The organism is Vibrio sp. 1641 (assembly GCF_033339995.1).
Classification (GTDB): domain Bacteria; phylum Pseudomonadota; class Gammaproteobacteria; order Enterobacterales; family Vibrionaceae; genus Vibrio; species Vibrio alginolyticus.
Window position 1 is genome coordinate 122,872 of sequence record NZ_JAWOVP010000002.1, and the last position, 21,535, is coordinate 144,406.

Annotated in this window: 24 protein-coding genes; 15 read left to right on the forward strand and 9 right to left on the reverse strand. The window is 45.5% G+C overall.

Annotated features, from left to right (window positions below; genetic code table 11):
- Positions 1-44 precede the first annotated feature (44 nt).
- The gene (locus R7Z47_RS04545) at positions 45-920 is read right to left on the reverse strand and encodes a LysR family transcriptional regulator (protein WP_005384388.1); all 876 of its coding nucleotides are present in this window, start codon (positions 918-920) and stop codon (positions 45-47) included.
- Positions 921-1,168: 248 nt separating this feature from the next.
- Between R7Z47_RS04545 and R7Z47_RS04550 the strand changes: the two genes are divergently transcribed.
- The gene (locus R7Z47_RS04550; protein WP_005374030.1) at positions 1,169-1,405 is read left to right on the forward strand and encodes a hypothetical protein; all 237 of its coding nucleotides are present in this window, start codon (positions 1,169-1,171) and stop codon (positions 1,403-1,405) included.
- A 121-nt stretch (positions 1,406-1,526) separates the two neighbouring features.
- On the opposite strand, the gene R7Z47_RS04555 is transcribed toward R7Z47_RS04550, so the two are convergent.
- The gene (locus R7Z47_RS04555; RefSeq protein ID WP_017819764.1) at positions 1,527-2,897 is read right to left on the reverse strand and encodes an L-serine ammonia-lyase; all 1,371 of its coding nucleotides are present in this window, start codon (positions 2,895-2,897) and stop codon (positions 1,527-1,529) included.
- Positions 2,898-3,028: 131 nt separating this feature from the next.
- Between R7Z47_RS04555 and R7Z47_RS04560 the strand changes: the two genes are divergently transcribed.
- The gene (locus R7Z47_RS04560; RefSeq protein ID WP_161440985.1) at positions 3,029-3,871 is read left to right on the forward strand and encodes a YdcF family protein; all 843 of its coding nucleotides are present in this window, start codon (positions 3,029-3,031) and stop codon (positions 3,869-3,871) included.
- Here the strand turns inward: R7Z47_RS04560 and R7Z47_RS04565 are convergent.
- A complete protein-coding gene (locus R7Z47_RS04565; protein ID WP_005374025.1) occupies positions 3,861-4,517 on the reverse strand; it encodes a hypothetical protein in 657 nt (218 codons plus the stop codon). The genes R7Z47_RS04560 and R7Z47_RS04565 overlap by 11 nt on opposite strands.
- A gap of 248 nt (positions 4,518-4,765) precedes the next feature.
- Positions 4,766-5,032 (reverse strand): DUF333 domain-containing protein, encoded by a 267-nt coding sequence (locus R7Z47_RS04570; RefSeq protein ID WP_005374023.1) that lies wholly within the window; start codon positions 5,030-5,032, stop codon positions 4,766-4,768.
- A gap of 277 nt (positions 5,033-5,309) precedes the next feature.
- Here R7Z47_RS04570 and R7Z47_RS04575 point away from each other — a divergent pair, with 277 nt between their 5' ends.
- The gene (locus tag R7Z47_RS04575) at positions 5,310-5,828 is read left to right on the forward strand and encodes an NUDIX hydrolase (RefSeq protein ID WP_005374021.1); all 519 of its coding nucleotides are present in this window, start codon (positions 5,310-5,312) and stop codon (positions 5,826-5,828) included.
- A 434-nt stretch (positions 5,829-6,262) separates the two neighbouring features.
- Here R7Z47_RS04575 and R7Z47_RS04580 read toward each other — a convergent pair whose 3' ends face one another.
- The 4 genes from R7Z47_RS04580 to flgA all read right to left on the reverse strand — a co-directional run bounded on the left by R7Z47_RS04580 (position 6,263) and on the right by flgA (position 8,662).
- Positions 6,263-7,009 (reverse strand): lytic transglycosylase domain-containing protein, encoded by a 747-nt coding sequence (locus R7Z47_RS04580; protein ID WP_182039440.1) that lies wholly within the window; start codon positions 7,007-7,009, stop codon positions 6,263-6,265.
- Complete coding sequence (flgN, locus tag R7Z47_RS04585) at positions 6,990-7,427, reverse strand: flagellar export chaperone FlgN (protein ID WP_005374018.1); 438 nt, start codon at positions 7,425-7,427, stop codon at positions 6,990-6,992. The genes R7Z47_RS04580 and flgN overlap by 20 nt, the downstream gene beginning before the upstream one ends.
- Positions 7,428-7,447: 20 nt before the next feature.
- A complete protein-coding gene (flgM, locus tag R7Z47_RS04590) occupies positions 7,448-7,729 on the reverse strand; it encodes a flagellar biosynthesis anti-sigma factor FlgM (protein WP_005374016.1) in 282 nt (93 codons plus the stop codon).
- 135 nt (positions 7,730-7,864) lie between these two features.
- Complete coding sequence (gene flgA, locus R7Z47_RS04595) at positions 7,865-8,662, reverse strand: flagellar basal body P-ring formation chaperone FlgA (RefSeq protein ID WP_053304631.1); 798 nt, start codon at positions 8,660-8,662, stop codon at positions 7,865-7,867.
- 77 nt (positions 8,663-8,739) lie between these two features.
- Here flgA and flgB point away from each other — a divergent pair, with 77 nt between their 5' ends.
- From flgB to R7Z47_RS04655, 12 genes are read left to right on the forward strand one after another with little or no spacing between them, the layout of a single operon-like run.
- Positions 8,740-9,102: a flagellar basal body rod protein FlgB gene (gene flgB, locus R7Z47_RS04600; RefSeq protein ID WP_005374013.1), complete on the forward strand. Its 363-nt coding sequence runs from the start codon at positions 8,740-8,742 to the stop codon at positions 9,100-9,102.
- Between the two features lie 2 nt (positions 9,103-9,104).
- Complete coding sequence (flgC, locus tag R7Z47_RS04605) at positions 9,105-9,539, forward strand: flagellar basal body rod protein FlgC (RefSeq protein WP_005374012.1); 435 nt, start codon at positions 9,105-9,107, stop codon at positions 9,537-9,539.
- Positions 9,539-10,222 carry a flagellar hook assembly protein FlgD gene (flgD, locus tag R7Z47_RS04610; RefSeq protein WP_005384410.1) on the forward strand — a complete coding sequence of 228 codons (684 nt, stop codon included), beginning with the start codon at positions 9,539-9,541 and terminating at the stop codon, positions 10,220-10,222. Before flgC ends, flgD begins: the two co-directional genes overlap by 1 nt.
- Before the next feature lie 27 nt (positions 10,223-10,249).
- Positions 10,250-11,446, forward strand: coding sequence for a flagellar hook protein FlgE (gene flgE, locus R7Z47_RS04615; RefSeq protein ID WP_137282833.1), 1,197 nt, complete (start codon positions 10,250-10,252; stop codon positions 11,444-11,446).
- A gap of 12 nt (positions 11,447-11,458) precedes the next feature.
- Positions 11,459-12,190, forward strand: a complete 732-nt coding sequence (gene flgF, locus R7Z47_RS04620; protein ID WP_005374009.1) for a flagellar basal-body rod protein FlgF — start codon at positions 11,459-11,461, stop codon at positions 12,188-12,190.
- Positions 12,191-12,214: 24 nt separating this feature from the next.
- Entirely contained in the window at positions 12,215-13,000 is a 786-nt protein-coding gene (gene flgG / locus R7Z47_RS04625; protein ID WP_005374008.1) for a flagellar basal-body rod protein FlgG, read from the forward strand.
- A 32-nt stretch (positions 13,001-13,032) separates the two neighbouring features.
- Entirely contained in the window at positions 13,033-13,704 is a 672-nt protein-coding gene (flgH, locus tag R7Z47_RS04630; RefSeq protein WP_017635111.1) for a flagellar basal body L-ring protein FlgH, read from the forward strand.
- Positions 13,689-14,825 (forward strand): flagellar basal body P-ring protein FlgI, encoded by a 1,137-nt coding sequence (locus R7Z47_RS04635; protein WP_086026720.1) that lies wholly within the window; start codon positions 13,689-13,691, stop codon positions 14,823-14,825. The genes flgH and R7Z47_RS04635 overlap by 16 nt, the downstream gene beginning before the upstream one ends.
- A 10-nt stretch (positions 14,826-14,835) precedes the next feature.
- On the forward strand, positions 14,836-15,384 hold the full coding sequence (locus R7Z47_RS04640; RefSeq protein WP_005374002.1) for a rod-binding protein: 549 nt from the start codon (positions 14,836-14,838) through the stop codon (positions 15,382-15,384).
- Positions 15,385-16,758, forward strand: coding sequence for a flagellar hook-associated protein FlgK (flgK, locus tag R7Z47_RS04645; RefSeq protein ID WP_005374000.1), 1,374 nt, complete (start codon positions 15,385-15,387; stop codon positions 16,756-16,758).
- Between the two features lie 13 nt (positions 16,759-16,771).
- Positions 16,772-17,671, forward strand: a complete 900-nt coding sequence (gene flgL, locus R7Z47_RS04650) for a flagellar hook-associated protein FlgL (RefSeq protein ID WP_005373998.1) — start codon at positions 16,772-16,774, stop codon at positions 17,669-17,671.
- An 18-nt stretch (positions 17,672-17,689) separates the two neighbouring features.
- Entirely contained in the window at positions 17,690-18,730 is a 1,041-nt protein-coding gene (locus tag R7Z47_RS04655) for a flagellin (protein ID WP_318129852.1), read from the forward strand.
- 88 nt (positions 18,731-18,818) lie between these two features.
- On the opposite strand, the gene R7Z47_RS04660 is transcribed toward R7Z47_RS04655, so the two are convergent.
- A complete protein-coding gene (locus tag R7Z47_RS04660; RefSeq protein ID WP_411913052.1) occupies positions 18,819-21,482 on the reverse strand; it encodes a DUF2339 domain-containing protein in 2,664 nt (887 codons plus the stop codon).
- Between the last annotated feature and the right edge of the window lie 53 nt (positions 21,483-21,535).

A 21,535-nucleotide genomic window follows, 5' to 3' on the forward strand; every position in this document is an offset into this window, starting at 1 on the left:
CGCATGTGTGGTTTGGCTATTATTAGCAGTAGCAAGTCATCAGTCTAGGACTGAGCGACATGCTTAATGACATCTAATAACCACTGATTTACCGGAGCTTGCTGTTGAGAGCGACGACAGCTCATCACGTAGCGAACATCAAGCTCTAGCCCAGCAGGAAGCGCGATACTCCGGCAACCCTTAGGAACATGTCCACTCATCGTTATGCCAAAATGATTCGTTTGCAGAAGCACTTTTTGAATCATCGCTGGATGCTCAATTTCCACTTTAGGTGTGGTTCTAAAACCCATATGTTTGAGCCTTTCCAACACTGGGTATCGGTAGTCGTTCCATCCCGGCGTTTTAAAAAGTATAAAAGGGTATTCTTCTAGTTCTTGGGAGTTTTGAGCGGGATGATCTTGTCGAACAAAAAATACCGCTTTTCCTCGCCCTAGTTCGGTCTGAACAATTGACTGTGGCAGATCTTCATCAAAGTAATGAATCGCAATGGCGTTTTCACCGTCAATTAATCGTTTTTTTGCTTCGCTACCCCAGCGCAAACATGAGAATTTTGCGTTTGGGGCGTGCTTTAGTAACTCCAAGTAAAACTTGTCACCAAAGTACTCCCAAAACAATGTGTTGGCATAAATAGTGATTGAACCGTCAAAATGAGCTGGTGAAAAATGCTGTGGTTTGATGGAATCAATACTGTTGATTATTTGCTCAAAATGCGCAATGTTCGCTTCCACAAAAGCTGTTGGTTCAAAGCCATTTTTGGTCTGAACGAATAGCGGATCATTGAGCTGAGTTTTCATCTTTGTCAGATTTTTGCTGATTGCTCCTGACGTTTTACCGAGTGATTCTGCGACTAACCGGACGTTACGTAACTCATACATCCGTTTTAATACCAAAATATTTTGAATATCCAGATTAACGCTCATACATTGTCTCGCTTGGCTTTTGTCGACAAATCATATCGCTGAATTTCTTAAGAAAAGACAACGCTCGGTCAATTTAAGTTGCTGCCTTATCCCTGATTTATTGAAGGTAACGATAAGTTATTCTTGGTTACATCAGTTTATTAGCATGGATTTCCATTTGGTAAATAATGGCTTTCCTCGTATGAGCGCGTTTCTGTTGTTACAGTTTTTCCACCGAAAGAAAGTAAGAACGATAATAGAGGTGATGTATGAAAAAACTAATCGCACTTGTTTTGATGGTTTGCTCAACAAACGTAGCATTTGCTGGCGATGGGTCATACACGGGCACGATTGATATGACGATGGCAACGAAAAATCAGGTTGACGTAGAGCGTGCAGATTCTCAATTGACGCTGAAGGGTCGCAATGAAATGGCCTATGGCGGTGTAACAATCCATTCGGATGCTGCAACTCAAAAAATTGAACTTCGTGGTCGACGTGATTAATCGAATAGTTTCTTGTTAAGAAAATGCCGCGAAGAACGCGGCATTTCTATATGTAATATCATCAGATCATAATTACCAGATAAGCGTATGGTGAGAAGCTAAGCGCAATGACCACTTGCCATTATTCGCATGGCGGTGCCATATGAATGACAGCTAAGCCCCCCAAAGAGGTTTCACGGTATTTTTTATTCATATCTTTACCAGTCTGATACATGGTTTCGATTACTTTATCTAACGAAATTAAGCATTTACTTGTGCGCTTTAATGCCATACGCGATGCATTAATCGCTTTCATTGCTCCCATGGCATTTCTTTCAATACAAGGTACTTGAACCAAGCCGCCAATCGGGTCACAAGTCATACCCAATGAATGCTCCATCGCAATTTCCGCAGCAATACAAATCTGCTCGTTACTGCCCCCTCTTAGCGCTGTTAAGCCAGCGGCAGCCATGGATGAAGAAACCCCAACTTCTCCCTGACACCCCACTTCTGCACCAGAAATTGACGCGTTAGTTTTATATAAGATGCCGATAGCGCCGGCGACTGCGAGAAAGTCTTTTAGCTGTTTAACATCGAGCTCTTTGATGAAGCGATGGTAGTACATCAATACCGCCGGAATCACCCCTGCTGCACCATTCGTTGGAGAAGTGACGACTTGCCCTCCTGCTGCATTTTCTTCACTAACCGCAAAGGCGAAGAGATTGATCCAGTCCATGATCTCCATAGGATCGTTTTCAACTGCAGCGTTGGCTTCGAGCTTTTTCAAAAGGTTTGGTGCTCGACGAGTGACATTTAGACCACCTTCCAAAATCCCTTCCGTGTCGAAGCCACGTTGCATGCAGAGCGACATCACTTTCCAAATTTGCTCTGCTCTTTGGTTGATTTCTTCGTCTGAGCGAAATGCGAGTTCGTTTTGGAGGATCATGCCTCCCAAGCTGAAACCGTTCGTCTCGGCTTTTTCCAGCATCTCATCTGCGGATGTAAACGGAAATGGTACTGCGACCTCATCTTGTTGCGTGCCGTTCTCTAGTTCGTCGGCAGTGGCTATGAATCCGCCCCCAATGGAGTAATAAATTTCAAACGCTACTTGATCTCCAGCAGCGTCTAATGCCGTAATCGTCATGCCATTTTCATGCAGGGGAAGGTTGTCGCTATGAAAGACGATGTCATGGTCGTAGCTAAACTCAATCTGGTGTGTACCGGCGAGCATGAGCGTATTATTGTCTATGGTATTTTGTAGCGCACTTTTGGCACTGCTCATTTTGATGGTATCAGGTTTATTTCCCATCAAACCAAGGACCGTGGCTCGGTCTGTATGGTGCCCTCGACCTGTCAGTGACAATGAGCCATAAAGGTCCACTTGCACCCGATGCACTTTCGCCATAGAGTCGCTAACTAGCTGAGTGAAATGGAATCCGGCAAGCATAGGACCATTAGTGTGGGAGCTGGATGGCCCGACACCAATTTTAAATATATCGAAAATCGACAGCATAATTGACTTCCTTTAGCAGTGAACCTTTATAAAGGTCTCTAGAACAGTGTTGTTAACTAGATGTTAAAGCTTGTGGGTCGGGAGTGAAAGAAGATTTTTGTAACACTGCCAACTAAGCGCGAGATTTTAAAATGAAGTTAGACAACATCGTCATCGTTTTAGGTAAACGCCTCGTCAATAACAGGTTGACCTCTGAGGGCATAACCAGAGTCGAAGCTTTGTCTTGTAGGACTGCATCACTACCGATAGAGCGAACGGTGATTGTTTTTTGTGGCGGAGTAACGCAAGGACAAAGTGTTTCTGAAGCAGAGGCGATGTACGCGTATTTTAGAACCCTAAACGCAGACTCTGTGAATCCGTTCCCTGAACGTCATATACTCTTAGAAACGGAGTCGTTGAACACGTTTCAAAACATGCGTTATGTTTCCCAAGTTTTGTGCAAAAGTGGGTTGTTCGAGTTATGGTTGGGGCATCCGGTTGAGGTTATCTTGCTGTCTAATGACTACCACCTCGAACGAATCATTGATATCCAGAATTTGATGGATGAGCAAGGCTTATTACGAGTACTTAAATCCGATTGCGAATCCATGGGGGTGACCCTCAATATTCCACTGGATATCAGCAAACATATTAGCGTGCCATACCCACATAAAGGGCTTATGGCGGAGACATTCTTGCTACTCGATGAACTCACAACCTACCGAGTTTATTTAGAAGGGGTCAAGCATGGCGTATTTTTCCGAGATTTATCAATTGTCCGAAAAAAGCCACTTATGATCGCAAGAGATACTATTCATAAATTGCTCTCTTTACCGCTCGATAAAGAGGCTTTGCAACATATTGAAGAAATGAAAAAGGCCGTCGAAATGACGGCCTTGGATGAATCTGTAGGTGCTGCGGAAAAGGCATTAAGTATCTTCCATCCGATACTGACGGCATTGAACCGTCGCTTTGACCCAGAGTCTATTCATTAAGCTCGCGTTTTGTGCGGACGGCGCTTAATGCGATCAAACAGTAGCAAAGCAGTTCTATACCTTCTTCTGAGATATTTTTAACATCACGGATGTAATTTTCGTCCATCACTTGTTGCCAAAAACTACCCATACCATACAAACGAGAGAAGACTAATAATAGCATTACAGCACCAACTAATAGCTTCATATGTGGCACCGTTAAAATGGTCGCCATTTCGTTCATGGTACCTTTACCACCTTGGTAAGCTTTGGCGCAAGCCAGTGCGGTGACAGCAAGTGCTGGGAAAACCCAAGAGCCATGATGAATCATGTCTGTCCAATAGTCCGTTTCGCGAATAATCAGTACTGCAAAAAATCCTGCAATCAAAATAGCCGCATGCTTTAGCTGAGGCTGTTGTTTCGATAAGCTGAAAAACGACCATGATGCAATAGCAAGCATCACAAGCTGGAGCGTTTCTGTAACGGAAAGCTCGCCAAGGCTTGATCCCAACACGACATAATCAAGACGAAGACTAAGGTTAACGAGAATACTTATAGCGACAATCATCAAGGCGTTTAAACTCGATTTATAAATAATGCGCTTTGATTTTTCAGTAACAACGTTGCTTGGGGCTGACTCGGCTTCTTTTACTATTTGTGTTTTCATCTTGCTCACCTGTCCCAGAAAATGTGGAAGAAATGTGAATTAGTGTGATCTGTGTTTGGAATTTTATTGTCCAAGTGGAAAGTTATGTCAGGGGAATGTCAAGAATAGAACACTGTTCGATATAGGGTCGATGTGCGGTAAAGTCAGAGATATGTAAAAACAACGTAAGAACACTTTGATAAATCAAATAAAAAGGAGCCCAAAGGCTCCTAAGTGATAGAGGGAAGGTGACGTATCGATAAAAATAATTAGTAGTTGTCACCCTCATTTTCTTTGTGATTCTCGCGATAGTATTCCCATTGCTCGACGCGTTCATTGTCCGACAGCACACAGTAAGTGACACGTTCGCCGTTTTCCGACACGGTATCCAGCTCACCACCTTGCTGAACACAGTATACGGCTGCGGGATTTGCAACGGAGGTATACTCAGTTGATCGGGTCGCTCCCTCGTAAGTTGAACAACCAGCCAGTACCAATGTTGCAGCCATAGCCATCATTAAATTTGTCTTTTTCATTCTTTATCTCCGCATGGGGTGGGCGAGTATTGTATTGATTATAGGCAACTTTAAGAGATTATTGTCTTATCGATGTTAAAAGTAAGAGGGACGTATAAGAATTTAGATATTCTCATTTATTGCTGATTAGCACGTCACACTTTTGTTCTAGGCGTATTGTTGTGAAGGTCATATCAATCACTCCCTGACAAGCGCTCGAACGTACTTTGCCTACAACAATGATTTAAAGTGTGAAATTCGGTAATATGCGCACAAAACATTGACCGTGGTATTTTCGATGAGACATTTAAAATCGACCGTTCATCCAGACATAGAGCATTTGGATGACAAAATTGTTTTTCAGCGCAATGCAGCGCGAGCCATTGTACTTGATGGTGAAGATGTGCTGTTGCTCTATACAGAACGTTACCATGACTACACGTTACCAGGCGGTGGTATTGATGATGGTGAAGATGTCATTGCTGGATTAGTCCGTGAATTAGAGGAAGAAACGGGCGCCCAAAATATACATGGTATTAAGCCTTTCGGAATCTTTGAGGAGTTTCGTCCGTGGTACAAGGATGACGCTGACGTGATGCACATGGTGTCGTATTGTTATACATGTAAAATCGAACGTGAGCTAGGCGAAACGGCGTATGAAGATTACGAAGTTAAAAATGGAATGCGCCCGGTATGGATGAACATACACGAAGCAATTGCACACAATGAAAAAACGATGGCAGAAAGCCCGAAAAAAGGCATGAGCATTGAGCGCGAAACGTTTTTACTTCAGTTGATTTCTAAAGAATTACTATAAGCAGCTAGCTTGCATTATTACGACTTAGCTCCTGTTGGCTCTATTGTGGGCAAAGATTTTAGAGCAATAAAAAAGTCCGGACTCCCCCCCGGAACCCGGACTTATTCCAGACGCGCAAGCGAAGCGTCATCTTGATATGTTAGATTTGTTTCGAACTATGAAAACAATAGCTGTTTTACATTTAGTGTGTAAATAATTATTAGGTCTGACCATTGGTTTTCATGTTTTTTGCAAACGCAATGTGACGCATATCCACCCAATTGCCAAGCGCAATTGGGGCGCTTTTGAGTAAACCACTACTCTTTCTTATCTTTGAGATACCTTACCTCAACTTTTTTGCACACGTTTGCATAGAGATCACGAGTTTTCAAATTCGCCGAACAGGATCTTGTAATTTTACGTTTCTCTGACATTGGGCTCTGTCGTAGCTTTTATCACAAATTAACTAGCGGAGGCAGTCGGCTAAAGTCGACCAGCGGTTGTGAAATCATAGGAGTGTCTGGAGCAAACAAGAGTAAAGGTTGAAATGATGAGGATTGTAACTGACCGATATCTATCAACTTTTCCAATGCATAGAAGCGGCTGACGTATTGACGAGTCTCGTTAGGCAGCGTGAGTTGTTGGAAATCTCGACTTCCTGCTTGCTGAATAGCACGTGCAACACGTCCTTCTCCGGCATTGTATGCAGCTAAAGTGAGAGCCATATTTTGATCGAATTTGTTGTATAAAAACGCCAGGTACTTGAGCGCGGCCGTTGTGCTGGCTTCTGTGTCAAAGCGATCGTCTTGTTTTGTATTTATCGTTAATCCGAATCGTTTCGCTGTGGCTGGTATCAGCTGCCAAAGTCCGGCGGCGTTAGCGTGAGAAACGGCTTTGGGATTGTAAGAAGACTCTAACATTGGCACTAAGGCTAGGCTATTTGGTAATGAGTGGTTTTGAAGCTGTTTGAAAATGTGGTTAATTACCGGTTTGGATGAATCGAGACGCTTGGCAATTTGTGGCTTGTATGGGGCTAATACTTGATACTGCGTTTGAATATCGACAGCATTTGGTTTTGCCTGGCATGTGAATGGAAGGTAGGACAGAAAGGCAATAAAAATAAAAAGGCCTACAGTACTCAGCCGAGATGGCGACTGAATCTGTAGGCAAGACGAACATCGTTTAGAACGATTTATCTTCATAAGTGTGTTGCACAGGTTGTTTGAGTTGACTGACCAACTCATGGAACGCCGCAGAGCTGTGGCCATTGCTCTGATTGTATTGTTGGCACTGACTTACCAACGTTTCCAATAGCGCCCATTGTTTTCTAGCTTGCATACCTATTTGGGCAGGCAAAGCATTGAAAATTCGTTTTACGCTGGCGTCATTACACGCTAACCCCAGCGCTCGCATACACTGGCTTCTGTCATTGGCGGAGCGGCTGAGTTTATTGAGTATCGGCATTTGTTTCTGAACATTGTCGTTCAGTGCCTCTCCATCAAACTTTAAGTACAATACCTTTTGCTGCTGCAGCAAAGGAAGCAGTTGTTGATAAAGCTTAATATCCTCAGATATAGAGCGAACAAATTGTTGAATTCGCTGCGATACTGCGCTTGCCATGATGTCTTCCTAGCGTTTTATTACTCGTGACCTGTATGGAACTGCATGATTGCCTTGGATAGCACTTTTGTATCTAGGCTAAGTTCACCACGCGCTAATGCGTTGCGTACTTGTTCTACTTTTTCCATATCAACATCAGGTAGTGATGCCATTTCAGCTTGAGCGCGATCTATCGCTACGGTATTCGCTTGAAATGCAGGCTCGTGTACTTTGCTCTGTTCGACGACGTCGACAGGCTGTTTGCTTGCTTGCTGTAATTTTGTTTGTGGGACATGACCGCCCGCGACTTTGTCGATTTTCATGCTGTGGTCCTCATCATCATGTTCTAAATTAAGTAGGCGGTTAGAATGTGATAAACATTAAATATTTTTTTGTACTCGAAGTTCAGTGTTACTGACGAGAGCCAAAATTAAAAAATGTTACCCCGAGTCCAAAAATCAAAATTGAGTATGAACCTGGTTTAATCCAGTTACGACTGCTCTTATGACCTTGCCCGAACTTGGGTTTTCCACGTCAATTTGTTGCCCTTTCGCTCCATCTTCTAAGGCGACTCCTTTTGTGCTGGCACTAAATCCATTTTTGCTCGCAATGACTATGACTTCATTGCCTTTCTCGATTAGAGGTGGGGCCGACAAATTGGATGGATTAACCACTTGCCCAGCCCGCAAACGACGAGAGGTTTCTAAGCCTACTGCTTGCTCGGGGCGAGTATAAAAATCGTCTTGGCGAGAGATGGTTCGGGTTTCAAGCTTTATGTGTTTAGCCGTTACGACTTCATTTCGGCCAACCGTGGTTGTCGCGACCAAAACAGGCAGAGTCAGCGAAGACTTTATCGTAACGTTAATTCGCCATGGTGATGCGATATTGTCGCAGCTGACTGAGCGCTTGAGGTTACCGACTGGCAACGTGTTGTTGTCACGACCTGTGATAACTAAAGGCGATTCACATTCTGGCAAGTGATTGGCTGAACCGGGCACCCACATGTCGAAGTCCAGTTTGTACTTCCCCCACTGATTGGAGAGCGCTACGCGATCCACCTCTTGTTCGAAATCCGTTGCTACAACGGACCTTATCTCTTCAACGCTTAGGGTTTTGTCATTGGTGTTGGCGAATGCTTGTTCTGATGTCAAAGCGAGTAACGTCAGCATTATTGTTGAGGAAGTGGACACTTTCCTCTTGTTTTTAATGCTTTCCGAGAACCGGAAGTTTGGCTTCCATCCTTGTTTGTAAGTCATTGATATATATAGCTATTTTTTATGGCACGTATCTTGTTTGTATGTTGGCGTATTCGAGCCAACTGTAAGGAAGATGCATGGCGATCACATTTGAAAATGCTTTAGGAGTACATCCAGAGGCACTTAATTTTCGCGTTCAGCGTACCAAAGTCCTCGCCAGTAACCTAGCAAATGTTGACACCCCTGGGTATTTGGCGAAAGACCTAAGTTTCACCACCGTAATGAACCAAGTAACGGCAGGTGGTGTGAACAAACCGGTGCCAAAGTTCCAGGTTCAGGCCCAATACTCGGTGCCTTACCAGAATAGCAAAAATGGCAACACCGTAGAGCTTGGTGTTGAACAAGCAAAATTCACGCAAAACAACATGGACTTTCAAACTAGCCTGACGTTTCTCAACATGAAATTTAATGGCTTAGCGAAAGCGATTGAGGGACGTTAATTATGTCATTCACTGATATTTACTCGATCACTGGTTCCGCGATGACAGCACAAACTGTGCGTCTGAATACGGTAGCCAGTAACTTAGCAAACGCAGATGCAGTATCTGCAAATCCAGAAGATGCTTATAAAGCGCTTAAGCCAGTATTTGCGACTGTGTACCAAAAAACGCAAATGACAACAGAAAATGGAGCTTATCCCAATGCAGAAGTTCGCATTGTTGACGTTGTTAAAAATGCTGGAGATGCAGAGAAGCGTTTTGAGCCGAACAACCCACTGGCTAATGATGAAGGCTATGTGTTTTACCCAGATATTGATGTAGTTGCTGAAATGGCAGACATGATGTCCGCAACACGCAGCTTCGAAACGAATGTTGAAGTATTAGCCAATGTAAAAAGTATGCAGCAAGGTCTGCTTAGATTAGGGCAGGGTAGCTAATGAGTATTGCACAATACACCCCTTTATCGTCTGACGCTCCAGTAAATACAAAAGCAAAAGACAGCAACGGTATCTCACCAAACCCTAAAGACATGAACAGTGCTTCTTCATTGGAGAATGAGTTTATTTCTTTGATGGTGGCTCAAATTCAAAACCAAGACCCACTTAATCCCCTTGATGGTACGGAATACGTTGGTCAATTGGCTCAGTTCTCGCAGGTACAAAGTACCGAGAATATGTCTAAGACAATGCAACAGAGCATGGTGTTACTGGACAACATGCAAGTGCTGTCAACAGCGGGCCTTGTTGGGCAAACGGTTTACGTCAATGCGGATGAATTTCAGCTTGGTGAAGACGTACAAAACGGAAAAATCGAACTCGCTCATAGCTCAAACCAAGTCACGTTAGTTGTTAAAGATGAATTTGGTCAATCAACTAAAGTGCCACTAGGTGCTCACGGCAAAGGTGACGTCGACTTTTCAATTAATCCTGAAGAACTTGGTCTTAAACCAGGCAAATACTCAGTGGCCGTAGAAGTGCAAGAAGGGCAAGCAAGTCCAAATGTGCTGATGGCAGGCACTGTTGAGCAAGTGCGCATTCCTAATACCGGTGGCGCAGCATTAGTCAATGTCCATGGCGTTGGCAACGTTCCTTTCTATCAAATCACTCAGTTTGGTGCTTAACCAAATACGGAAATCAGAGGTCTATTTATGAGTTTTAACATCGCACTAAGTGGTCTGGACGCGACCAACACAGAGCTAAACACAATCAGTCACAACATTGCCAACGCATCAACGTATGGTTTTAAAGGTGGCCGCACAGAATTCTCCGCTGTATATAACGGCATGCAACTTGGTGGTGTGGAAGTCGCGTCAATTTCACAGAACTTCGACAAAGACGGCAGTATCACAGGAACTGGCCGTGCGATGGACCTAGCTATTAATGGCGGTGGCTTTTTTGTTACTAAAGATAATATGGGTCAAATGTTGTACACACGTTCAGGTGTGTTCTCAACGGATAAGAACAACTTTGTTACGGCTAACAGCGGTGCAAAGCTTCAAGGTTACAGTGTCGATAGCAACAACAACCTAATGACAGGTTCTGTGGGTAATATTCAGGTATCGACTTCCTCACTGAATGCTAAAGCAACAGACAGCTTAGATTTTGTTGCGAACTTCGACGCAAGCGCGTCTGTTATTGATAAAGCCGTAACGCCATTCAATCCAAAAGATCCAAGCTCATTTAACTCGTCTTACACAACAAAAGTCTACGACTCATTGGGTAACTCGCACACGGTAACTCAGTACTTTACTAAGACTGCTTCTAACTCGTGGGAAGTGAACGTTCAAGTAGATGGCGGTACGACGCCAGTAGCAACTGTGCCTGTAACGTTTGGTAAAGACGGCTCGCTTTCAACACCGACTGCGCCGTTTAATGTTTCATTCCCTGCAGCAGGCGCGAACGCGATGAGTGTAGACATTAACCTGAAAGGCAGCACGCAATTTGGTGCAGCTTTTGGCGTAAGTACTAATAGTCCTAACGGTTACACATCAGGTGAACTTGCAGGTGTACGCGTTGAAGGTAACGGCATGGTTTACGCGACTTACACTAACGGCCAATCACAGCTTCAAGGTCAGGTTGTTCTTGCTGATTTTGCAAACACACAAGGCTTAGCGAAAGTGAGTGGAACATCATGGACTCAAAGCTTTAGCTCAGGTGCTCCAATTATGGGTGTTCCGGGTTCAGGTACGATGGGTGACCTAACTCCGGGTGCATTAGAAGGTTCTAACGTTGACTTAACCAGCGAGCTTGTTGCTCTAATGACTGCACAACGCAACTACCAAGCAAACGCAAAGACAATTTCTACCAGCGACAAGCTTACTCAAGCTTTGTTTAACGCGGTGTAATGGGAGTTTTGCATGGATAGTTTGTTATTTACGGCAACGTCGGGTGCCAGCCGAGTTCTTAAAGCGCAGCACGTTCGTTCAAACAACTTATCAAATGCTGATACTGCGGGTTTTCGAGCGGATATGGAGCGTGTGCGTAGTGTAGAGATGCAAGGCCCAGGTTTTGATGGTCGCACTATGGTTGTGACCAACTCTGCCTCAACACGTTTCGACGCTGGCGATATTGTGAAAACAGGACGTCCGTTGGACGTTGCGGTTATGGGTGAGGGGTATCTCTCTGTAGAAACCCCAGCGGGTAACGAAGCTTACACCCGTGCAGGCAATATTCAGGTCGATACTTTTGGCGCTCTAACAATCAATGGGTTCCCTGTCCTCGGTGACAATGGTCCTTTGGTTGTGCCGGATTATCAAAAGATTGAAATCAGCGAGCGTGGTCAAGTCTCAGTGATCCCACCAGGTGGCGGCGCAGAAATTGTGGCAGGCACTTTGAAGTTGGTTAAACCGGAAATTAATCAACTGCAAAAAGAGAGCGATAGCTTGCTGCACAGCGTAGATGGCGTGCCATTCGCGGCAGATGAAACCGTGCAACTCTCTCCTGAGCACATTGAGGGCAGTAACGTATCTGCTATTGATGAATTGGTTAGTGTGATGTCGCTGACGCGCAACTTTGAAATGCAAGTTCGCATGATGAAAACGGCGGAAACTCTAGCAAAAGCTGGTAACAAATTAATGGCGGCGAGCTAAGTCTCGCCCCGCAAGGAGTAAAAAATGCATTCAGCATTATGGGTAAGTAAAACAGGCATGGCAGCGCAAGACACGAAGATGACTGCCATTTCTAACAACCTAGCAAACGTAAACACGGTTGGCTTTAAGCGTGACCGAGTCGTATTTGAAGACCTTTTCTACAGCATTCAGCGTCAACCTGGCGCTCAAGTAGACCAAGTTAACGAACTACCAAGTGGTATTCAGCTAGGTAGCGGTGTTCGCGTTGTTGGCACACAAAAAGTGTTCACGCAAGGTAATACCCAAAACACAACGCAAGAGTTGGATCTTGCTGTAATGGGTCAGGGTTTCTTCCAAATAGAAAACTCGGACGGACAGATCATGTATACACGTAATGGTCAGTTCCATCGAAACTCAGAAGGCTTAATGGTGAACAGTCAGGGCCTGCCTTTAGAGCCTCAAATCCAGATCCCTGACAATGCGGTCTCTTTCTCTGTGGGTGTTGATGGCACCGTGACAACAACAACAGCAGACGATCCAACACCTCAGCAGCTTGGTCAAATTACACTTGCAAAATTCATCAATCCAGCAGGCTTAGAGGCCATGGGTGGCAACTTATTCCGTGAAACGGAAGCCAGCGGTCCAGCTGATGAGCTGATTGCAGGAGCTGATGGTGCCGGCATTATCAAGCAAGGTGCACTGGAAGGGTCAAACGTACAAGTAGTAGAAGAGATGGTCGACATGATCACCACTCAACGTGCGTATGAGATGAATGCGAAAGTGGTCTCTGCTGCAGATGACATGCTGAAGTTTGTTTCGCAATCAATGTAAGTATGAAATTGGTGATGATGAAGGAAAAAGCAATGAAATGGCTTTCTAAGAGTTGGGCAGTAGCCGCCGTGTTGCTGGTGGGATGTGCTGGCCGTCAGGAATTTATTCCGCCTGAGCCGAATGCTGAGGAATATGCACCACCAACGCTCGATTACACGCTGCCGGAAACCCAATCTGGTAGCCTTTATCGTCACCAATACACGATGACCCTGTTTCAGGATCGTCGTGCTTACCGAGTTGGCGATGTATTAACGGTTCAATTATCAGAAGAAACCTCATCGAGTAAAAATGCGGGTACTAAGTTCGGTAAAAGTTCAGCAATTAACTTTGTGGCTCCGACCATAGGCACGAAAACTATCGATGAGTTAGGGGTTAGCGTGGATGGCAAACGTAACTTCGATGGCAGTGCATCAAGTTCACAAGGCAACAAGCTTCAAGGTGCCATTACGGTAACGGTACACGAAGTATTACCTAATGGCGTATTGCGTATCAGCGGTGAAAAATGGCTTCGTCTGAATCAAGGCGACGAGTTTATTCGTCTAACCGGTATCGTCCGTGTGGATGATATTAACCGCAGTAACCAAGTTTCTTCTCAACGAATTGCTGATGCAAGAATTACCTACGCAGGTCGCGGAGCGCTAGCTGACAGCAACGCAGCCGGGTGGCTAACTCAGTTCTTCAACAGCCCATGGGTACCTTTCTAATGAAGACAATGCAATCTTTCTTTATGTCTCTCCTATTGGTGTTGACCTTGGGACTACCAGGCACTTCACGTGCTGAAGCGGAAATTCCGATCATGGACTTGGTCGATGTTCGCGGCATTCGAGAAAACCAACTGGTTGGTTATGGTTTGGTAGTTGGCTTAGCCGGCCAAGGTGACCGAAACCAAGTGAAATTTACCTCTCAATCTATTACCAACATGCTACGTCAGTTTGGGGTTCAAATTGATGACAGTATGAACCCTAAGCTACGAAATGTGGCTTCTGTGAGTGTGACAGCGTCCGTTGACCCAATGGCAGGCCCAGGACAAACGTTGGATGTGGTTGTGTCTTCAATCGGTGATGCAAAGAGCCTTCGCGGTGGTACGTTATTGCTAACGCCTTTACGTGGTATTGATGGCGAAGTGTACGCGATTGCGCAAGGTAACGTGGTTGTGGGCGGCTTATCTGCAGAGGGGCGAAGTGGCTCCAAAGTAGAAGTAAACACACCAACGGCGGGTCGCGTTCCGAATGGTGCGACTTTAGAGAGAGAAATCAAAACCGATTTCAACCAACGTGATGAAATCACCCTAAACCTGCGCAAGCCTAGCTTCACTACAGCAAAAAATATTGCGCGTGAAATTAACAACACTTTTGGGCCTAACGTTGCAGTTGCGATCAATAAAGCGCGCATTGATATGCGTGCACCAAAAGATACACAGCAGCGTGTCGTCATGATGTCGATGCTTGAAGAAATGAGCGTCGTTGAAGGCCGTAAACCTGCTCGTATTGTCTTTAACTCTCGCACTGGCACCGTAGTGATCGGTAAGAGTGTCAAAGTGAGTGAAGCAGCAGTAAGTCACGGTAACTTGACCGTGCGAATTTCTGAATCACAACAAGTTAGTCAGCCTAATGCGTTTGCAAATGGCGATACGAAAGTCGTTAACCAAACGGACCTTGATGTGAATGAAGATCTCGCTCAGATGGTGATTTGGCCTCCAGGCACGGAACTTAACACCATAGTTAATGCGGTAAATAGTTTAGGTGCCACGCCTACAGACTTGATGTCTATCCTGCAAGCTTTGAGTGAAGCAGGTGCATTGAACGCTGAATTGGTCGTGATATAAGGAGTTAAGGATGAAGCTAGACAGTACCAATGAACAAACTCAGTTAAATTCGATGCTTTATCACGACAATAGTGCATTGGCTAACATCAAGCATAGTCGTGATCAAGAAGGCGCACTTGAAGTCGTCGCAGGTCAATTTGAGGCAATGTTCCTACAAATGGTGTTACGCCAAATGCGCAGCAGTAGTGATGCTCTTGCTGATAAAGACAGCCCGTTCGCCAGTCAGCAACAAGGGGTATTCCGTGATATGTATGACGGTCAGCTGGCGATGGAACTAGCAAAGAAACAGAGCTCAGGCATTGCCAATATGCTCATCCAGCAGCTGAGCCCGTCTATGCGTGAGGTTGCTTTCGATGCTGCGCGCAACATCTCATCCGCTAACGATGGTAAAGCTTCGAATTCTGAATCTATCTCACAAGTAGATTCTAAAGAGGTGGAGAAGAATTCAAGCCTATTTAATACCGCTTCTCAAGCCGTCGCCTCTGTTAAACAGGTATTCGGTGAGGCCGGTATGACTACCGCGTTTTCTCAGCCGTTGATCAGAAAAATGGAGCTGTAAATGAACCTAGTTAATATTGCCCTTTCAGGTTTAGGCGCGAACCGTGTGGCCCTAGACGTAACCGCGCAAAACGTGGCAAACGTGAATACCGTGGGTTACAGTCGTCAACAAGCGTTGATGGCGTCTGTCGATGATGGTAAAGCCAATCGCTTAAGTCCAGGTTTAGGGGTAGAAGTCACTAGCATTCGCCGCGTTACTGATCAATTTCTGATTAAGCAAACGTGGTCGACTAACAGTATGGCGGCATACGCATCTGGATACACCAGTAACATGAGTCAGCTGGAGAATACGCTTGGTGCCGATGGTTTCAGTATATCGGCTGGCTTGGACTCACTAAACGCCGCGCTTAACGATGCGACCGTTAAGCCAGAATCCATACCCTACCGCCAGCAGATCATTAACGAATCTGAAGCTTTGGCCCGCCGTTTTAATACGCTTACCGAGTCTTTATACAATCAACATAAAGACATGAGCGACCAACGTAATGCAGCGCTTAACCACGCGAATAGCCTTATGGAAAATATCGCGAAGGTGAACAAGCAACTGGTAGAGATGCAAGGTACAGGTGGTAACCCATCACAGTTAATGGATGAACGAGATAGGTTAATCGGTGAGTTATCTCAAACCATTGAAATCAAAACAACACAGCAGCATGACGGCAGTGTTCAGGTCACACTAACCTCTGGTCAACCGCTTGTGATGGGTACGGACCATGGCAAACTGGAAGCCATTCCTGACCCGAGTGATCCTTACTTGGCGGACTTACACGTCACGTTCTCGAATCAAAGCTTTGCGATTGGTGACTCGCTTGGTGGCAAATTAGGTGCGATTAATGACTATCAAACCGAAGTGTTGAAACCAAACCAACTGGCTCTGAATGACATGGCGAAAGCTCTCGCGGATGAATACAACGCCGTGCTTGCGACTGGCAAAGACTTAAATGGCAACCCAGGTAAACCTTTGTTCAGCTATGACCCAGCAAACCCTGCAGCCAGTTTGGATATTACCAAGCTAACTCCAGATGAGCTTGCGTTCTCAAGTGATGGAACACCTGGTAACGCAGATGCGTTGCAATCATTGATCGAGTTAAGCAACAAGCCAGTGGCGGTATCAGGTTACGGCTCAGTAAGCTTGAACGATGCCTTTAGTTCAATGGTGGGTCAAACCGCAATTAAAGCACGCCAAGCTAATGCTGATTATCAAGCGAAGTTAGCCATGAACAAGCAAGCGCACGCAGCTCGCGATAATGTTAGTTCCGTAAACAGCGATGAAGAAGCGGCTAACCTAATGATGTTTGCTAATGCGCACAATGCCAACATGAAAGTGATCAGCACAGCAAATCAACTGCTCGATTCTATTCTGCAGTTATTCTAAGAGGAAAGTTTAGATGCGAATTAGTGACAATCAATTTAGTCAAATGATGTTGCACAGCTTGCAGAGCAATAGCGCGGGATTAGGCGAAGCTCTGCAACAGATGTCTACTGGCAAGCGCTTGACCAAGCTGTCTGACGATCCAATGGCTTCGATCAAGTTGCTTAACTTAGACCGAGAAACCAGTGCGATTGCTCAGTACAAAAACAACATTGAAAACGTAAAAACGACGCTATCGAGTCAAGAAACCCATTTAGATTCGATCAAAGAAAGCTTAAAAAGCATGCGAGACATCGCGCTTTGGGGTGCGAACGGCTCTCTTACTGACGAAAGTCGTGGCGGTATGATTACAGAGCTTAAGAGTTACCGTGACTCTATTGAGTCGTCTTTTAACGCGCAGGATGAAGAAGGGCACTACCTTTTCTCTGGTACTAAAACGGATACTGCGGCTGTAAGTAAAGCGAGCGGCAGCTACGTAATTGAAGGTAATAGTGACAAGCGCGTAGTAACAATTGCTAAAGGCGTCACGATGGATTCCAATATGACTGCAAAAGAAATATTGGACCTTGGGGGAGGCCATAACGTGCTTAACCAAATTGATGCGCTGATCAAAGAGTTTGAGAGCCCTACCGCCAACTTCAGAGCTGAAGTTGAGGCGAGTATCAGCGCTATCGACGATACTTTTTCAAACGTACTAGGGACCATGACTGAGATTGGTGGTCGACACAACAACTTAGATCTTGTTGGTGGCGCGCACAGTGAAAACAAGCTGTTCGTTGACAAAGTATCTGGAGACCTCTCTGCTCTGGACTATGGTGAAGCGTCGGTACGATTGAGTAATTACATGGCCGCTTTGCAAGCAACGCAAGCAAGCTATGTGAAGATCGATGGTTTGTCGCTGTTTGACCGTTTATAAGGTTAGGAAGTTCTTTTTATGGTAATGAGTACAGTAGAGGTTAGACCCCATAGCATACGCTTAGGTGGACAAGAACAAGCCTCTATCATGCCGACCCGTTCTGCAGACTCAAGTACGGCAATTAAACCGCGCCCGGCGCAAATTCAGGCTGACACTGCGTCAGCCTACTCTATATCTGGTATTCAGCTTACGCAGGGTCAGCAGCAAGCCACGGCGGTTCAGATCGCGTCCAAATCGCTGCAGGTGATTGGCAAAGAGCTCACGCAAATTAAACGTGGTTTGACGCAAGCTGTGAATCAAGGCGTACAAAATGTTCCTAGTTTGCAGGATACATTGGTTCGCTCTAAAGCCACCATCCAAAAAGTCGTTGAGCAAGCACGTTTCGATGGCCAGAAAGTCCTAAATAACGAACTGCACTTAAAACTGGATAAAGCGGACATTCGTCGCTTTTCTATTCCAGGTTTGAATGTTCATCGCTTAAGCGACAAGGCCGAGCAAATCCGTTTGGATTTTCCTCAAGGTCAAGCGGTGATGATTCAGTTTGATGGACAATCAGACGGTGAGCGAACGGTCAAAATGCTGGATCGCAGCTTGATTGCGTTAGGAATGCGAGCCTCATTAGCCGATGATGGCAGCATTTTATTTGAAGCCAGAGACAACGCTTATCAACAAATGCAGCAAAAGGTGATGGTAACGGGGGAAGGGCACCGATTCCCTGCGGGGCAGCCTAACGTTTTGAACTTAAAGTCTGAGCCAGATGGTATTGCGGAGCTCGGGTTTGATTTAGGCTCACGCGACGGCATCAAGCAGACGATTGCCAAAGTAAATCAGCATCTGAAACAAGTTCAAACGAGCTTGCAGGAGGCGAAAGCTTTTCATGGTGAACTGAATACTCAAATGCGTTCTATCCAAACCAAAACCGCACAGCTTTCAGTCAATGAGGTGAATGCAAAACTGGATGGATTCATGCAAAAGTCTGGCGAGTTTACTTCGACTTTTCAGGCATTGAATGCGCAAGCAAACGTGCGTCGTCATACCGTGGTCGCTTTACTGAAGTAACGAACACTCCAATGATTCCCGGCTTTACACTGTTATCGTCCCCCAATAACGAAAACAGCGCACTGTCGGGAATCTCTCTTTGACTCGTCTAGGGCTCGAGTGCTTTTGCCACCGAACGATTCAATTTCTGGAATAGCCATCCAAGTGCTATCAAAGATGCACCTAAGCCTAAGAAGCTTATTGCTCGCCAGAACCCATCCAGAGAGCTCACATCCCATAAGAATACTTTCAGTGCGACACCGGCAAGGACCACTAGACCGACACGCTGCATCATCAGCCCCTGTTGGGTCACGCCGCGCCAAGTCAGCAATCCACCTACGAGCAAGCCAGCCACTGAATAACTGAACAACTCTGCCATGCTGGTTGGCTGATACAGCATCATCGATGTGGTTTGCCAGAATTGACGGATAGACATCCCCAACCAAATGGCTGCAAGTAAAAAGCCTAGACTAGCAATCGCAAATCGATGAACTTGCAACGTATTCCAGCGTTTAAAGGTTGCGATAAGCAGGATGCAAGCTGGTAACAGCCAGCCGATACTCAGCATGTTAAAGATGGGAAGTGCTTGTGCCGAGACGTTATCAGTCACCAACGGCGATTCTGCCGTATTAAGCAAAATAATCAATATAGCGAACGCGCACCAAAGCAAGTAACTATAGATTTCGTAGATACGGCTTAAGCGTTGCGCAAATTGGCTGCGGTAGCTGTATACCAAACCCATAACTAATGCTTGATTGGCAAAGACTGCCGCACTTGTGAAGTCGATGTTCCCCAAGTAACCATATTGCCCCGTTAACCAGTAGTTAGTTTGGGTGAACAATGCCATTAAGAATACATGTAAAAACGCCCCTTCAAACCAGTTGGTCAGTTCTCGGTCCACTTGTTTTAGTGTTGAACGAGCATAAGACAAGATGAAGAGAGAAGGCAGATAACTCACCAGAACCCAAGCCCAATGCCCAGCTTCTACCGGTTGCCATTCGGGTATGAAAGGTAGCAGCGTGAGTCGGATAACCAGTATTCCCATTGCCACTTTAATCGCCCAACTCGCAGGTCGAAATAACCCGACTTGAGCCTGTAAGGCCATTATCGCAACTTGTATTGAGATTGCTGTTGTTAACCAAGTATCGCTCAACCAAACAAAAGCGATACCTACGATTAAAGCATGCATAACGGCAGAGCATTCTAATGCCAACGAACGTGCACGCTGACCAAGCACAACGTAGTAAGTGGCCATCAATGCGCAGAATGCAGTCCAATACCACAGGTAGCCTTGCATAAATTCGTCAATATAAAACAACGTAATTAAGCTCATCACGGGAGCCAGTACCAGCAGAAGCAGCCCACTGAGTTGCGAACGGTCACTAAGTGATTGGCAATATGTTCGATAGCAGATCAGCGCAATACTCACCGCCAATGCGAATAGGATGCTAGCTTCTCGCTCTAACATATACAGCGCATTAAAAGCGATGGTAAGAACAATCAGCGCGGTTGCTGAGACGAGAATGGATGGCAAAAATACACGTAATGACCAGCCTGTACGAAGTGCTGGTAGCCAGATGATCGCAACAAGCAGCGTATAACAGTACGCCATTTGTAGAGTGTTCAGATCCGGCATTCTGGTGACGGCAGAAAAGGTCAATAAAGCAGTTGCGAGAGCGGTAGCGGTCGGCGAGTTTGTCCACTTGCTTTGATAGTGACGAAAGCGAGGATTGAGCATCCAACCCATTCTCGGAACCGCGAAAATGAGATACAAAGTGATGGAGAGATAAATCGCGAGCCACGAGAACAACAGTTCTGTTGGTGTACTCTCAATCAACAGCAACATCCAAATGACATGTGGAATCGCGATACTTGGCGTAATCCATGACCTACGCACTTTTTGCATCAATAAGGTCGCCGCGAACGAAATTGCGCAGATGTATCCGGCTAACAAAAAGTAGTTGGGTTCATTACCCCCAATCCACAGTGGTGCTGTGTAGCCACCAATTAAGCCAAGCACGGCCATTAACGGCCCTTGTCGCAATGATAATGCTAAACTGAAAAATGCCGCTGAAGCCAAGATGAACAACGAGATACTCGGCGTTAGCATTTGATAAACCACAAAGGCAAAAATGACGGTGCAGTAAATGCCCGTTAATCCCGTACCGGTAACAGCAGCAGGAACATACGTAAAGCCTTGGGCTCGTGCTGCCCGTTGCGGATTCTGTTGTTCTTTACGGTGAAACCACTCGCCAACAAGCACCATAAGTAATGAGATCACAAAGGCAAAGGACACTCGCATAAATGGCGAAAACTGGATGTGACTACCAATCACCTGTACGAGATAACCTCCACCGATCAGCATGGCCAATGCGCCTACCCAAACCAACCAATTTTCTTGAATGTTGCTAAGCAGGCTCTGAACTTTACTCTGAAGGAATGACTCATTTTCTTGACTAAAAACATCCAGTTGCACTTCTCTTGTCTGGGCGTACCCTTGATTCGCAGCGCTCTGGTCCAAGTCTAGGTTGGCAGCTGGATCATGTTCCCCAGAGGATGAGACATTTTTCTGTGGTGATTCTATGTGAGGTGACGTCGCTACAGATGGTGTGTCTTTTTCGATGCTGGATTGTTGGTGCGCTTGTGGGTTTGAGCCCCCATGGACACTGGCTCGTAGTGATGTGACTTCCTCACGAAGTTTGGCTAGTTCTTTTTCTAAAAGTGCAGCTCGGTTGGCGGCTTTCACTCCGATGAGGATGGCGAGACACGCCATGAACAGTGCTAGTATTACGTACAATCCATTTCTCCTTGCGTACGTCGCGTGAC

What these genes read in the sequence shown, in the direction of transcription:
- flgB (WP_005374013.1), top strand. Translation starts at nt 8,740, where the DNA reads ATGGCGATCACATTTGAAAATGCTTTAGGAGTACATCCAGAGGCACTT.
- flgH (WP_017635111.1), top strand. Translation starts at nt 13,033, where the DNA reads ATGAAATGGCTTTCTAAGAGTTGGGCAGTAGCCGCCGTGTTGCTGGTG.
- flgG (WP_005374008.1), top strand. Translation starts at nt 12,215, where the DNA reads ATGCATTCAGCATTATGGGTAAGTAAAACAGGCATGGCAGCGCAAGAC.
- flgM (WP_005374016.1), bottom strand. Translation starts at nt 7,729, where the DNA reads ATGAAAATCGACAAAGTCGCGGGCGGTCATGTCCCACAAACAAAATTA.
- flgF (WP_005374009.1), top strand. Translation starts at nt 11,459, where the DNA reads ATGGATAGTTTGTTATTTACGGCAACGTCGGGTGCCAGCCGAGTTCTT.
- R7Z47_RS04555 (WP_017819764.1), bottom strand. Translation starts at nt 2,897, where the DNA reads ATGCTGTCGATTTTCGATATATTTAAAATTGGTGTCGGGCCATCCAGC.
- R7Z47_RS04640 (WP_005374002.1), top strand. Translation starts at nt 14,836, where the DNA reads ATGAAGCTAGACAGTACCAATGAACAAACTCAGTTAAATTCGATGCTT.
- R7Z47_RS04565 (WP_005374025.1), bottom strand. Translation starts at nt 4,517, where the DNA reads ATGAAAACACAAATAGTAAAAGAAGCCGAGTCAGCCCCAAGCAACGTT.
- flgN (WP_005374018.1), bottom strand. Translation starts at nt 7,427, where the DNA reads ATGGCAAGCGCAGTATCGCAGCGAATTCAACAATTTGTTCGCTCTATA.
- flgL (WP_005373998.1), top strand. Translation starts at nt 16,772, where the DNA reads ATGCGAATTAGTGACAATCAATTTAGTCAAATGATGTTGCACAGCTTG.
- R7Z47_RS04570 (WP_005374023.1), bottom strand. Translation starts at nt 5,032, where the DNA reads ATGAAAAAGACAAATTTAATGATGGCTATGGCTGCAACATTGGTACTG.
- R7Z47_RS04545 (WP_005384388.1), bottom strand. Translation starts at nt 920, where the DNA reads ATGAGCGTTAATCTGGATATTCAAAATATTTTGGTATTAAAACGGATG.
- flgD (WP_005384410.1), top strand. Translation starts at nt 9,539, where the DNA reads ATGAGTATTGCACAATACACCCCTTTATCGTCTGACGCTCCAGTAAAT.
- flgE (WP_137282833.1), top strand. Translation starts at nt 10,250, where the DNA reads ATGAGTTTTAACATCGCACTAAGTGGTCTGGACGCGACCAACACAGAG.
- R7Z47_RS04550 (WP_005374030.1), top strand. Translation starts at nt 1,169, where the DNA reads ATGAAAAAACTAATCGCACTTGTTTTGATGGTTTGCTCAACAAACGTA.
- R7Z47_RS04560 (WP_161440985.1), top strand. Translation starts at nt 3,029, where the DNA reads ATGAAGTTAGACAACATCGTCATCGTTTTAGGTAAACGCCTCGTCAAT.
- R7Z47_RS04575 (WP_005374021.1), top strand. Translation starts at nt 5,310, where the DNA reads ATGAGACATTTAAAATCGACCGTTCATCCAGACATAGAGCATTTGGAT.
- R7Z47_RS04635 (WP_086026720.1), top strand. Translation starts at nt 13,689, where the DNA reads ATGGGTACCTTTCTAATGAAGACAATGCAATCTTTCTTTATGTCTCTC.
- R7Z47_RS04580 (WP_182039440.1), bottom strand. Translation starts at nt 7,009, where the DNA reads ATGAAGATAAATCGTTCTAAACGATGTTCGTCTTGCCTACAGATTCAG.
- R7Z47_RS04660 (WP_411913052.1), bottom strand. Translation starts at nt 21,482, where the DNA reads ATGGCGTGTCTCGCCATCCTCATCGGAGTGAAAGCCGCCAACCGAGCT.
- flgA (WP_053304631.1), bottom strand. Translation starts at nt 8,662, where the DNA reads ATGACTTACAAACAAGGATGGAAGCCAAACTTCCGGTTCTCGGAAAGC.
- R7Z47_RS04655 (WP_318129852.1), top strand. Translation starts at nt 17,690, where the DNA reads ATGGTAATGAGTACAGTAGAGGTTAGACCCCATAGCATACGCTTAGGT.
- flgC (WP_005374012.1), top strand. Translation starts at nt 9,105, where the DNA reads ATGTCATTCACTGATATTTACTCGATCACTGGTTCCGCGATGACAGCA.
- flgK (WP_005374000.1), top strand. Translation starts at nt 15,385, where the DNA reads ATGAACCTAGTTAATATTGCCCTTTCAGGTTTAGGCGCGAACCGTGTG.